Origin of the sequence: Pseudomonas sp. BRG-100 (assembly GCF_000737955.1) — a bacterium.
Taxonomy (GTDB): Bacteria; Pseudomonadota; Gammaproteobacteria; order Pseudomonadales; family Pseudomonadaceae; genus Aquipseudomonas; species Aquipseudomonas synxantha_A.
The window spans coordinates 3756320-3768978 of record NZ_JPRX01000001.1; the positions used below are offsets into that span (position 1 = coordinate 3756320).

The following is a 12659-nucleotide window of genomic DNA, read 5'->3' on the forward strand; positions in this document are numbered from 1 at the left end:
GTCAGGCAAAGATTGATTTAAGCCAACACCAATACGGTATTTTCTTTACTGTCGAATGGTGAGTCGCCAAGAGGAACTTTGATACTCCACAAGTCGATATGGCCATCAATGACGGCGACAGAATGGCTGGAGTTGGCAAGGGTACCTATCGCTCCATTTTTTAATTCCTCAAGAGTGCCGCTGCGCATAGAGTGCTTGAGCCCAAGGCGTGTTAACGCTTCACCAGGGTGTTCTCCGTCGTTCAAGGTGTCCATTGCGGTCTTAAAGTTCTGGCTGGCCCGGTGGTCATTGTTTTCGTTCTGCGCCCGCTTTGCGCTGGCCGCATATAGAAAAACGGCATGTCGCAAGACCTTGCCGCTACCAGCGAATCCTGTGTGCTCCATGGCTTGAAGCAGTTCTTGATGGGTCAGGGTGATGCGGACATCGTCGCGCATCACTACGTCATAACCTTCAGGTGTCCGGGTTATCTTTTTATAAATACCCTCTGGATGGCTGCCGAACTTGGCCATCGCCGCCTTGATGGCTGACACCGTGACACAGTTACCTTCGGTGACTTGAAAGAAATCTCGCCATATGTTTTTTGGTCTGATGCCCGAGTCGGTGGTCGAGCGAACAATTGTACGGGCGGGGGCATCATCTTTGCGGGTGTAGGCAGCATTGAATTCGCCTTTTTCCAAGTGGCGATTGTTGATGCGACTATTATCGTAAGGGGTTGGATAGTTGAGGCCATTCAGTGGGGAGAAACCGATATTCATAGTAATTGACTCGGGGTGCATAAAGGAGACTGTCGGTGAACAGGTTGTCTGAGAACTGACGGTGAGGATTTATTATTATGCGAGTTGATATCCGTGGGTGTGTACCTTCTCATCCCCAGGAAGGTTTTTACCTTCCTTTATGAGCCTGCCGTTGTAGAACAGCCCACCAGCGTTACTGCCGATCAACACGGTCAGGCCATCGGCATCGCCCGCTCTTTCCATGTATTTAATAGATGAGCTCACGCCCATCCCTTCCAGAACATTTTTTACCGTACGGCCATCAATGTTGCCAATCAGTGCTGCTTCGAAACTCTGCCCAAAGGAACGCATGGGGGGCTGGAGTTGTTGACGTTTGATGTAGGCTGCGAAGATGAAGTTGGCGTCCTTTATCATGCCATCATCGTGCCCGATGAATAAGGAGTGTTGTTGGGCTTGCTCAAGTTCGTCCCGCGAGAGGGTCAATTCAAATCCGTCCCTAAAGGTGACCTGATAGGCGTTATGGGCGAATTTTACATTTGAAAAAACATCAGTTGGGCTCTGCCCGAACTTGGACATCAGCAATTTTATGACATCGGCGTGGGTTGAAGTCTCACCTTGAAAGACAAAAGGTCTTTGCGTATAAAACCCGGTGACCAGGTTATCTGGTTTCTGTCCATTTCGTTTGGCAGAAAGCTCCGGAAGTTCATGGTCGGCCTGAACATCACCTTCAGGGGGAAGGGGTTCGAGCGTGAAGGTGGGAGGTGTTGATATCTGAGGGACCGCAATAGGCGTGGGCATGGAGGTGTGGGGGGCCTTGAGGACAATAAAGCTTTCTATCCATTGTGGTACCTTTTTCTTGTGCCCGTAGTTTTCCATAAAGCCGTCATTAATCATGCCGCGCTTACTCGAAAATACCTTCATTGCCGGTACGGCTACCTGGTTCCCTACGTCCTGAGACCACACATGCTGTAGTTGGTAGTCAAGCCCTAAAAGCTTTAAACCCTCGTACCCGCTGATCCCGTAATCAGAAGAGCTCAGAACAGCACCAAAGCTGTGTTGGTGAATATGGGTGCGATAATCGATTTTTCTGTAGTTGTATTGTGCTTCAAGGTGCTTGCGTTTATTCATGATCGCAAAAATAAAGCGTGCATCTTTTAGCATGCCCTCATCGTCGCCCGCAAACTTGGCATGGTGGGTAGCCAGTGCTAGTTCATCGTTGGATATATGCAGTTTGAAGTCGTCTTTCATGGTGATGTTGTAGCCGTTTCCGGTGTCCTTGACTTCATCAAAAATACTCAAGGGGCTCTGGCCGAGGCCCGACATGGCGGCCTTAATTACCGCCACCCAGTCATCGTGGTCATAACGGCCAAAGTAGGGGTATTTTTCATAGGTGGCATACAAGCCAGTCCACAAGTTACTGGGTGGGGCGCCTCTATCTTTTCCTGACATGACATGTGTTGCGGATGTTTCGGTAGGCACGGCGCGGAGGAGGTGTGAAGACAATAGTTTGTTTTCAGAGCTCGACGTGTTATTTGCGGATTTGCCCCTTGTTTGTGAATAGCTATTTACGCTCGACCGATGACTGCCGGTGGGCGTCGAAATGCTCAGGCTCATAAGTATGCTCCGCAGTTGATAGTGGGTTGCCCGCAAATGAATCACTGTTGTAAGTGTCCTGTTGCTGCAATGCGTTCCCGCTATAGGTGAGAGGATAGGTTACAGAGAGTGACCTCGATTGGTTTTGGATGCAGGATAAATCCGGCCTTGGGTCGGTTTGTACGCAGGAAGGGAAATAGCCGGACACTTATATAACTAATGGCAGCCGGAGTGGCTGCCATTAGTTTTTACGCGGGCTGTGAAAGTTTCACAGCGTCAAGGTCAGGCGCTTGACCAAGGCACCCGGCAGCAGGTTGGAGGCGGTATTGCGCTGGCTGTAAGTGCTGGCCGAGAGCAACAACTCCCGATCAGCGGTCAGGGCCTCAAGTTGCGAGCCGAGCAACTGATAGACACTGTCATCAAAACGCATGGTGCTGACCGGCGCCTTGATTTCGCCGTTTTCCACCCAGAACGTGGCGAAGCGCGTCATGCCGGTCAGGCGCGCCGCTGGCAGGTCGGAATAGTTCAGGTACCAGAGGTTGCTGATATATAACCCGGTGCCCAACTGCTTGAGGATATCGGCCTGGGCCAGGCTGCCTGCCGCCATTTGCAAGGCGCTGGGCGACTCGTCGCTGCTGGCGCCGTTGGTGCTCAAACCGTATTCGGCGGCGCTGCGAGAGTTGATCAACTGACCCTCGGCCTTGCCTGCCCGGATCAGGGGCACATCCCCGCGCGGGTAGCCTTCGGTGGAAAACGCCTGGCTCAGGGAACCGCTGATCTGTTCATTGATTGTCACCAGCGGGCTCAGTGATTGTTCACCGGCATACAGGCGCTGCAACGAACTGCCTTTGCTGGCGATGGCCTGGGCCGAAAAACCACCCCAGGTAATGATGCTGATGATTTCTTCCAGCGCTGGCGGTGCAAGGTAGGCACGGTATTGGCCGGGCGCCAGCTTGTGCAGCGGCCGCCCCAGAAACGCCAGTTGCTCGCGGGCCTGTTGAAAGCGTGCGGCAAATTCGGCGCTGTCCCAGGTGTGCCCGGCGTAGCTGGCCTTGACCGCTTCGCCATTGGCGTGGAACAGGCTGAAATCGAAGTTGAAGCTGTTGGCGCAATGCCAGCCGAACGCGCCCGAGGAACTGGCGAAACCACGGCTGATGGGGCCGGCGGCGTAGAAACCGACCAGGTCGACGCCGTCGGCAGCCTGGCTGATATCGTCCAGCACCTGGGCCAGCGCCGGCAGCGGCCGTCGCTGTTCGTTGCTGCTTTGCCAGGCGTTGTGGTTGAGCAGCAGGTACGGATCACGTGGCAGTAGCGGCAGGGTTTCACGCAGCTGTTGCAGGGCATCGGCCAGACGCTGGCGATCCAGTGCCGCCTCGCCGGACAGGGTGATGCCCAGATCGGCGTGGCGGCCATCGTTGATCAGCTTGAGGTTCAGGCTGGCCTGTTGCACTTGGCCGGCCTGGCGCACCTGTGCGTGGTTAAAACGCACGAACTCGGACGATTCATCCGCGTAACCCAGGTGGAACTGCTCCTTGTCGGTGACGGCCTGCTTGAGCCAGTCCACCAGTGCCTTGAAGTGGTTCATCAGGCATCGCCCCCAAATACGTCAATGTTACTGAATACACAGGCCGGCGACGCATGGCCGACGCGGATCACCTGGTTGGGCTCGCCCTTGCCGCAGTTGGGCGTGCCCAATACCTTGAAGGTGCTGGCGTCGCCGACCGCGCTGAGGTTGCGCCAGAATTGCGCGGAAATTGCCCGATAGTTGGGGTTCTTCACCACGCCCTTGAGTTCGCCGTTTTCGATCAACTGGCCCCACTCGCAACCGAACTGGAACTTGTTGCGCGCATCGTCGATGGACCACGAACGGTTGGTCGACATCAGGATGCCGTTTTCAATGCCACCCACCAGTTGCTCCATGCTTTTATCGCCGGCCTCGATATTCAGGTTGGCCATGCGGTCGATGGGCGGGCGGTTCCAGCCGCAGGCGCGGCTGTTGGCAACGCCTGGCAAGTCGGCGCGAAATTGCGACAACGCACCGCCCAGGGGCTTGAGCAGCAGGCCATCGCGGATCAGGAATTGCTTGCTGGCGCGGGTGCCGTCGTCGTCATGGCTGTAGCTGGCGAGCTGTTCGGGGATGTCCGGGTCGAAGGTCACGTTAAGCAGCGGTGAGCCGTATTGCAGATGGCCGAAGTCGCTGGCCTTCACAAAACTGGTGCCGGCGTAGTTACGCTCGTCACCGAGGATGCGGTCGAGTTCCAGCGGATGGCCGATGGACTCGTGGATCTGCAGGATCATCTGGTCGGGCATCAGCAGCAGGTCACGTTGGCCGTGGGGCGTATTGGGTGCGAGCAGCAATTGCAGGGCTTCGTCGGCCACCTTGCGGGCGGCGCCCACCAGGCCAAAGCGCTGGATCACACCGGCACTGCCTTGCTGGCCGAAGTTGGTACCGCCCAGGGTGCGGGTCTGGCTGTCGTTGCCGTCGAAGGCGGTGACACTCAGGCCAGGAAAGACGAAGCGCTGAGCCTGGCGCAATTGCGCGCCGGCGCTGTTGAGGTAGATCTGCTCAACATGGGTGGTGCCCAGGCTGACTTCCCAAGTCACCAGGCGTTCATCCTTGGGCACGGCGGCAGATTCATCGCCGAGCAATTGGTAGCAGTCGCTCAGGGGTGGGAAGGGCTGATCAAGGTCCGGAGACAGGTAGTCGGCGACTTCATTGGAAACCGGCTGCTGGTGCAGGTCGAGCAGGGCGTGGGGCTGGATCATCCGGGCTTGCTGTTCGGCGCGCTCAAGGGCCGCTTGCAGGCCGGCAAGGGAAATGTCGTTGGTCGCGGCATAGGCTTCCACGCCATTGAGACGCACGGTAAGCATGGCGCCTTCATCGTGGCTCAGGTGTGGTGGCTCGGCGACGTTCTTGCGTACCGACAGGTACTGACCGGATTCGCGTACGTAGCGCAGGGAGAAGAATTCGGCACGGGTGCGCAGGGCACTGAAGTGCTGTTTGAGCCGCTGGTGGTTGTCGAACATTCGGAGAACCTCCTTGTAGTGGAGCGCTGAGGCAGCAGTGGCAGCGTGGGGTGTGAGTGCGGCATCAGGGTAGGCGGGTGTGGAGGAGGTATCAAGTTTGGGGCTTCGGCTTAGATAATTATGTGCTTTCTTATTGGGTTCTTATTCGTAAATAGACTACCTGGCTGTTAGTTTTCACAGGTGGCGGCATCTGTTTAATTATGTAGCTTTAAGATGTGCGGCAGAGATTGCCGCGTTTATTTAATAAGGTGAATTTTATGAGCACGGATCGTGGAAAGTCATTTATAGCTTCGGTGTGGGTAGAAGGCGTGCCCGTAAGTTTTTCTAAAGTCGAAGATAGTCACGGAACACCTCGTAATAAAGAATGGAAATATATGTGCGCGAATTCTCACGCTGATGAGCCTGCGCAGATATATTTCAGGTATAGACATGATCACTATGTTTTATTTTTTAGGGGGGGTGGAGCAGCCGGTGCTGGGTGTATCGGCTCGGTCAGGGAGACATCAGGAACGACCCTGGGTGGCGCTTCTACACATGATTTCCTCTGTGGGGGGGAGCCGGATGATGATTCTATGTATGTTTATTTGCTCAACTCTGCTGGGGAGCATGTCACACTCGATCACCTTAGCCAAGATGAAGTAAAAGTGGGTATGCATTTCCATTTTCCGAAAACCTTTGCCAAGACTACTTATTCACTTTGTTTGAAGGAGAAAAAGAATGTTTTATCACAATGGTGGGCCCACCTAGTGGCCGTAGGCGCAGGTATAGTTCCAAGTAATCCAATTTTTACACTGAAAATTTTGGAGCGTAACGCCGCTTATTTAAGCCAACCCAATGAAGTATGAAGTCTTGGCAATTTTCACATAGCCCGAAGGGGTTAGTGGCCGTGGTGTTGCAGGAGCGAGTAAGACCAGATGTCCCCTCGCTCCTGCATTAGCAGTATCAGTGCGCAGCCGGCCCTACTTCACGCATCGGCTTGCCACGAACCGGCGCATCGCCTGCCACGTAGTAGTCGGCGGTGCTGCGCGGCAGTGGCTTGCGGCCACGGATCTTGTCGGCGATTTTTTCGGCGATCATGATCGTCGGCGCGTTCAGGTTACCGGTGGTGATGATCGGCATGATCGACGCATCGACTACACGCAGACCCTGCATGCCATGCACGCGGCCTTCGCCATCCACTACGGCCATCTCGTCGGTGCCCATCTTGCACGAGCAGGACGGGTGGAACGCTGTTTCGGCGTGCTCGCGGATGAACTTGTCGAGCTGCTCATCGGTTTGCACTTCAATACCCGGGCTGATTTCGCGGCCACGGTATTGATCCAGTGCCGGCTGCTGCATGATTTCACGGGTCAGGCGGATGCCATCGCGAAACTCCTGCCAGTCCTGCTCGGTGGCCATGTAGTTGAAGAGGATGCTCGGGTAGTCCCGTGGGTTCTTCGACTTCAGTTGCACGCGGCCACGGCTTGGCGAACGCATGGAGCCCATGTGTGCCTGGAAACCGTGCTCTTTCACACCGTTGCTGCCGTTGTAGTTAATCGCGACCGGCAGGAAGTGGTACTGGATGTTCGGCCATTCGAATTCCGGACGCGAACGGATAAAACCGCCGGCTTCGAACTGGTTGCTGGCGCCAATGCCAGTGCCGTTGAACAGCCACTCGGCACCGATGGCTGGCTGGTTGTACCAGAGCAGCGACGGGTACAGCGACACCGGCTGGGTGCATGCATATTGCAGGTACAGCTCAAGGTGATCCTGCAGGTTTTCGCCGACGCCCGGCAGGTCGTGGACCACCGGGATGTCGAGGCTTTCCAGCAGCTTGGCCGGGCCGACACCGGAGCGTTGCAACAACTGCGGCGAAGCGATTGCACCGCTGCACACCAATACTTCTTTACGCGCACGGGCTTCAACGCGCTCTTCGGCGGCGCCGATCAGGTAGCGCACGCCAACGGCACGCTTGCCTTCGAACAACACTTTGTCGGTAAGGGCATGGGTGACGATGGTCAGGGTCGAACGCTTTTTAGCCGTGTCCAGGTAACCGCGTGCGGTGCTGGCGCGACGGCCATTCGGCGTGACGGTACGGTCCATCGGGCCGAAGCCTTCTTGCTGGTAACCGTTCAAGTCTTCGGTCCGCGGGTAACCGGCTTGTACGCCGGCTTCGACCATGGCGTGGAACAACGGGTTGTTGCCCGCTTTCGGCGTAGTCACGCTGACCGGGCCTTCGCCACCGTGGTAGTCGTTCGGGCCAATATCGCGGGTTTCTGCCTTGCGGAAATACGGCAGGCAATCGAGGTACGTCCAGTCTTCCAGACCGGGCAGCTTCGACCAGTTGTCATAGTCCATGGCATTGCCACGGATATAGCACATGCCGTTGATCAGCGAAGAACCACCCAGGCCCTTGCCGCGCCCGCACTCCATCCGGCGACCGTCCATGTGTGGCTCTGGATCGGTTTCGTAGGCCCAGTTGTAGCGGCGGCCTTGCAGCGGGAAAGCCAGGGCGGCGGGCATCTGGGTACGGAAGTCGAGGCGGTAGTCCGGGCCACCGGCCTCCAGCAGCAAAACGGTGACGCCTTCGTCTTCGGTCAGACGGGTCGCCAGGGTGTTACCGGCGGAGCCGGCACCCACAATGATGTAATCGTATTCTTGGGACATTGGATGCACCCTCTTTGAAGTCTAGTCAGGTCGGGCCTCATCGGGAGCAAGCCCCCTCCCACATTTGATCGGGTTCACACAGTCAAAGGTGGGAGGGGGCTTGCCCCCGATGGCGGCCTTACAGGCAATACAAGGCTCGGGTGTTAGAACACCGAGGCGTAATCGCCCAGCTCAACCTGTACCGATTTGATGCGGGTGAAGTTGTTCAGCGAGCTGATCCCGTTCTCACGGCCCACACCGGATTGCTTGTAGCCACCGACCGGCATCTTGGCGTCGGACTCGCCCCAGGCGTTGATCCAGCAGATACCCGCTTCCAGTTGATGAATCACGCGGTGGGCGCGATTCAGGTCCTTGGTCACCAGGCCGGCAGCCAGACCGAAGTCGGTGTCGTTGGCGCGACGGATCACTTCTTCTTCGGTCTCGTAGGTGAGGATGCTCATCACTGGGCCGAAGATTTCTTCACGCACGATGGTCATGTCATCGGTGCAGTCGGTGAACACGGTCGGAGCCACGAAGGCGCCTTTGGCGAAGTCGCCATCGGTCAGGCGATCGCCGCCGCACAGCAGGCGGGCGCCTTCTTCCTTACCTTTGGCGATGTAGCCCAGCACGCTTTCCATGTGGGCGAAGCTGACCAGCGGGCCGAAGTTGGTGTTGTCGTCCTGCGGGTCGCCGACACGGATGCGCGCAACGCGCTCGACAATCTTGGCTTCAAACGCAGCTTGCAGATGCTTGGGCACGAACACACGAGTGCCGTTGGTGCAGACCTGGCCGGAGCTGTAGAAGTTGGCCATCATCGCGATATCGGCGGCGCGATCCAGGTCGGCGTCTTCGAACACGATCAGTGGCGACTTGCCGCCCAGTTCCATGGTCACTTCCTTGAGCGACGAGCTCGAGGCGCTGGCCATGACTTTCTTGCCGGTGTCGGTGCCGCCGGTGAACGAGACTTTCTCGATGCGCGGGTGCTCGGTCAACCAGGTGCCGACTTCACGGCCGCTGCCAGTCAGTACGTTGAACACACCAGCCGGAACGCCGGCTTCGGTGTAGATCTCGGCCAGTTTCAGGGTGGTCAGCGAGGTGACTTCGCTTGGCTTGAAGATCATCGCGTTGCCGGCGGCCAGGGCCGGGGCGGATTTCCACAGGGCGATCTGGATCGGGTAGTTCCACGCGCCGATACCGGCGACTACACCCAGCGGCTCGCGGCGAGTGTAGACGAAGGAGGTGTCGCGCAGCGGGATCTGCTCGCCTTCGATGGCTGGCACCAGGCCTGCGTAGTATTCCAGCACGTCGGCGCCGGTGACGATGTCGACGTACTTGGTTTCGGAGAAGGCTTTACCGGTGTCCAGTGTTTCCAGGGCGGCCAGTTCATCGTTGCGCTCGCGCAGGATGTCGACAGCACGACGCAGGATGCGCGAACGCTCCATGGCGGTCATGGCAGCCCAGATTTTCTGGCCCTTTTCAGCGCTGACCACGGCACGCTCGACGTCTTCTTTCGTGGCGCGTTGCACTTGGGCGAGAACTTCACCGTTAGCCGGGTTGATGGCTTCGAAGGTGGCATCGCTGCCAGCGTCGCTGTAGCCGCCGTCAATGTAGAGTTTTTGCAGGTCGAAACGGGCCATAAAGTCCTCGCAAGTGCATAAGTGGTTGGCGTTACCCGCCGTACAGTGGGCCATGGAGTTGTGGCAACACTGAGCGGCGGACGTTCAGGGGTTGAGCGTTTATAAGTGCTCTAACTCACCTGCTTGGCCAATTGGAAATCCATGTATTCGTAAGCGATCCGTTGCGCTTGCTCCGTGTCGAAAGCGTCTCCCGACAGGGCGCCGCGCAACCACAAACCGTCGATCAAAGCCGCCAGGCCGCGGGCTGCGCTGCGTGCCTCGGGTAACGGCATCGCACGGCGGAACTGGCAACACAGGTTGGAATACAGACGGTGATCGTTGATCCGCTGCAACCTGTGCAATGACGGGTGGTGCATGCTGGTGGCCCAGAAGGCCAGCCAGGTTTTCATTGCCGGGCCATTGACCTGGCTGGCGTCGAAGTTGCCTTCGATGATCACCTGAAGGTGTGCCCGTGGGCTGTCTTCCTTCAAGGCACGCCTGCGTTCGTGGACGTTCTCGATCAACGCATTCATCAGGTAGCGCATGGTCGCTGCGATCAGGCCGTTCTTGTCCTGAAAGTAGTGACTGATGATGCCGTTCGAGACGCCGGCCAGCCGCGCAATCAGCGCAATGCTGGCATCTCCCATTCCGACCTGATCGATGGCCGTCAAAGTGGCTTCGATCAACTGCTGGCGGCGTATGGGTTGCATACCGACCTTGGGCATGTAGCACCTCTCCTTAGGCCTGCCGATGGGCGATCCACGTCCGTCGGCTTGAGGGCCAGTCTATTTTGTTTTGATTGAACGTTCAATCAACAAAGAATAAGATCTGCGACAAATGGTCGCTGCCTACAGATATTTCCTACCTGCGAGCTGCAACCTCTGACACCTGCAAAAACCCTTGAAACAGGCCACTTCAGAGCCTGATCACCGCTTCGGCGGGCTCAAGAATTTTCGGGGTGTCTTTATAACACCCGTCCGTCGACTGCCGAAAAATCGATGTCCCGGGATAACCGTTGCCTTGTGTTTCTCTCTCGCACTGCCTGGAGCATCTGCGCCATGAGTTCTGCCTCTCTTATAAAGACCCCGCCGGAAAAGGTCCGGGTCAACGGTTGGGTGTTCTACACCTCCACCGCGCTGATTCTGATATTGACCGCCATTCTGATCATCGCCCCGCAGGAGGCCGGGCGCCTGCTCGGCGTAGCCCAGGCGTGGCTGTCGAAAAGCTTCGGCTGGTACTACATGGTGGTTATCGCCGCCTACCTGGTGTTTGTGGTCGGCCTGGCGTTTTCGTCCTACGGGAAATTGAAACTGGGTAGTAAGGACGACACCCCGGACTTCAGCTACGGCGCCTGGGCCGGCATGTTGTTCTCGTCGGGCATCGGCATTTCGCTGTTGTATTTCGGTGCGTCCGAGCCGTTGGACCACTACTTCAACCCGCCCGAAGGTGCAGCGGCCAGCAATGGCGCGGCACGCCAGGCGCTGCAACTGACCTTCCTGCACTGGGGCCTGCACGGCTGGGCGATCTATGCCCTGGTCGGTTTGGCCGTGGCGTACTTTGCCTACCGCCATAACCAGCCGCTGGCCTTGCGTTCGGCGCTGTACCCATTGGTGGGCGAGCGTTGGGTGAAGGGCGCGGCCGGCCATGCGGTAGACGGCTTCGGCATGTTCGTCACCTTGCTGGGGCTGGTGACCAACCTGGGTATCGGCTCGATGCAGGTGTCGTCGGGGCTGGAAAACCTGTTCGGCATGGAGCACAGCAACACCAACCTGCTGATCGTGATCATCGTGATGAGCACCGTGGCGACCATCGCCGCCGTGTCGGGTGTGGAAAACGGCATTCGCCGCCTGTCCAACCTCAACATCGTGCTGTTCAGCGGCTTGCTGATTTTTGTTCTGCTGTTCGGCCCGACCCTGCACCTGCTCAATGGCCTGGTGCAGAACACCGGCGATTACCTCAACGGCATCATTCTGAAAACCTTCGACCTGTATGTGTACGAAGGCGACGCCGACAAGACCGAGCGCTGGATGGGCCTGTGGACCCTGTTCTACTGGGCCTGGTGGATTTCCTGGGCGCCATTTGTGGGCATGTTCATCGCGCGTATTTCCCGTGGCCGTACCGTGCGTGAACTGGTGGCGGGCGTATTGCTTATCCCGCTGGGCTTTACCCTGGCGTGGCTGTCGATCTTCGGTAACTCGGCCCTGGACCTGGTGTTGAACCACGGGGCGGTGGAGTTGGGCAAGACGGCTCTGGAGCAGCCGTCCATGGCCATCTACCAACTGCTTGAGCATTACCCAGCATCGAAAATTGTTATCGGCGTATCGATCTTCGTGGGCTTTGTGTTGTTCCTGACCCCGGCGGATTCCGGCGCGGTGATGATGGCCAATCTGTCCTGCAAAGGCGGCAATGTGGACGAAGATGCGCCGCACTGGTTGCGGATCTTCTGGTCGGCGGTCATTACGCTGGTGACGATCGGTCTGTTGTTTGCCGGCAACTTCGAAGCCATGCAAACCATGGTAGTGCTGGCAGGGCTGCCGTTCTCGGTGGTGCTGATCTTCTTTATGTTCGGTTTGCACAAGGCGATGCGCCAGGACGTGGCCATCGAACAGGAGCAGGCGCAACTGGCTGAACGCGGGCGTCGTGGGTTCAGCGAGCGCTTGACGGCGCTGGACCTGCAACCGAGCCAGGCCACCGTGCAACGCTTTATGGACAAGCACGTAACGCCGGCGCTGGAAGAAGCGGCGGTTGCGCTGCGTGAGCAAGGTTTGGAAGTGCAGACACTGCTGGGCAAATCCAAGCGCTGCATTGGTGTGCGCATCGAGATGGAAGAGGGCAACCCGTTTGTCTACGAAGTGAGCCTGGATGCTTACTCGTCGGCGCCGGCTGACTTGCCTGAAGAAGAGCGCACCCGTTATTACCGTGCCGAGGTGTACCTGCACAACGGGCCTCAGGAATACGACCTGATGGGCTTCACCCAGGAACAGATCACCCGGGATGTGCTCGATCAGTTTGAAAGCCATCGGCAGCTCCTTGGCCGTGTCTATAGCTGATAGTTGAAGCCTGG

The 12659-nt window shown here is 57.6% G+C and carries 9 protein-coding genes; 2 read left to right on the forward strand and 7 right to left on the reverse strand.

The features are described from left to right. Positions 1-17: 17 nt before the first annotated feature. From JH25_RS0127230 to JH25_RS10750, 4 genes are all read right to left on the reverse strand, one after another. The gene (locus tag JH25_RS0127230; protein WP_050549381.1) at positions 18-755 is read right to left on the reverse strand and encodes a hypothetical protein; all 738 of its coding nucleotides are present in this window, start codon (positions 753-755) and stop codon (positions 18-20) included. A gap of 75 nt (positions 756-830) precedes the next feature. Next, positions 831-2348, reverse strand: a complete 1518-nt coding sequence (locus JH25_RS27665; protein WP_164699528.1) for a hypothetical protein — start codon at positions 2346-2348, stop codon at positions 831-833. Between the two features lie 247 nt (positions 2349-2595). After that, on the reverse strand, positions 2596-3912 hold the full coding sequence (locus JH25_RS10755; protein ID WP_032879031.1) for a TldD/PmbA family protein: 1317 nt from the start codon (positions 3910-3912) through the stop codon (positions 2596-2598). Then, positions 3912-5354, reverse strand: a complete 1443-nt coding sequence (locus tag JH25_RS10750) for a TldD/PmbA family protein (protein WP_032879033.1) — start codon at positions 5352-5354, stop codon at positions 3912-3914. The genes JH25_RS10755 and JH25_RS10750 overlap by 1 nt, the downstream gene beginning before the upstream one ends. A 257-nt stretch (positions 5355-5611) precedes the next feature. Here JH25_RS10750 and JH25_RS28695 point away from each other — a divergent pair, with 257 nt between their 5' ends. After that, entirely contained in the window at positions 5612-6199 is a 588-nt protein-coding gene (locus JH25_RS28695) for a hypothetical protein (RefSeq protein ID WP_146097895.1), read from the forward strand. Positions 6200-6296: 97 nt separating this feature from the next. Here JH25_RS28695 and betA read toward each other — a convergent pair whose 3' ends face one another. From betA to betI, 3 genes are all read right to left on the reverse strand, one after another. Next, a complete protein-coding gene (gene betA / locus JH25_RS10745) occupies positions 6297-8000 on the reverse strand; it encodes a choline dehydrogenase (protein ID WP_032879035.1) in 1704 nt (567 codons plus the stop codon). A 143-nt stretch (positions 8001-8143) separates the two neighbouring features. Continuing rightward, positions 8144-9616 (reverse strand): betaine-aldehyde dehydrogenase, encoded by a 1473-nt coding sequence (betB, locus tag JH25_RS10740; RefSeq protein WP_032879038.1) that lies wholly within the window; start codon positions 9614-9616, stop codon positions 8144-8146. Positions 9617-9726: 110 nt separating this feature from the next. Further along, on the reverse strand, positions 9727-10320 hold the full coding sequence (gene betI / locus JH25_RS10735; protein WP_032879040.1) for a transcriptional regulator BetI: 594 nt from the start codon (positions 10318-10320) through the stop codon (positions 9727-9729). A 390-nt stretch (positions 10321-10710) separates the two neighbouring features. On the opposite strand from betI, the gene JH25_RS10730 reads away from it, so the two are divergent. Next, positions 10711-12645, forward strand: coding sequence for a BCCT family transporter (locus tag JH25_RS10730; protein WP_228309931.1), 1935 nt, complete (start codon positions 10711-10713; stop codon positions 12643-12645). Positions 12646-12659 lie beyond the last annotated feature (14 nt).

Bases quoted from the DNA above. Each gene is read 5' to 3' on its own strand.
- JH25_RS0127230 (WP_050549381.1), bottom strand. From the start codon at position 755: ATGAATATCGGTTTCTCCCCACTGAATGGCCTCAACTATCCAACCCCT.
- JH25_RS27665 (WP_164699528.1), bottom strand. From the start codon at position 2,348: ATGAGCCTGAGCATTTCGACGCCCACCGGCAGTCATCGGTCGAGCGTA.
- JH25_RS10755 (WP_032879031.1), bottom strand. From the start codon at position 3,912: ATGAACCACTTCAAGGCACTGGTGGACTGGCTCAAGCAGGCCGTCACC.
- JH25_RS10750 (WP_032879033.1), bottom strand. From the start codon at position 5,354: ATGTTCGACAACCACCAGCGGCTCAAACAGCACTTCAGTGCCCTGCGC.
- JH25_RS28695 (WP_146097895.1), top strand. From the start codon at position 5,612: ATGAGCACGGATCGTGGAAAGTCATTTATAGCTTCGGTGTGGGTAGAA.
- betA (WP_032879035.1), bottom strand. From the start codon at position 8,000: ATGTCCCAAGAATACGATTACATCATTGTGGGTGCCGGCTCCGCCGGT.
- betB (WP_032879038.1), bottom strand. From the start codon at position 9,616: ATGGCCCGTTTCGACCTGCAAAAACTCTACATTGACGGCGGCTACAGC.
- betI (WP_032879040.1), bottom strand. From the start codon at position 10,320: ATGCCCAAGGTCGGTATGCAACCCATACGCCGCCAGCAGTTGATCGAA.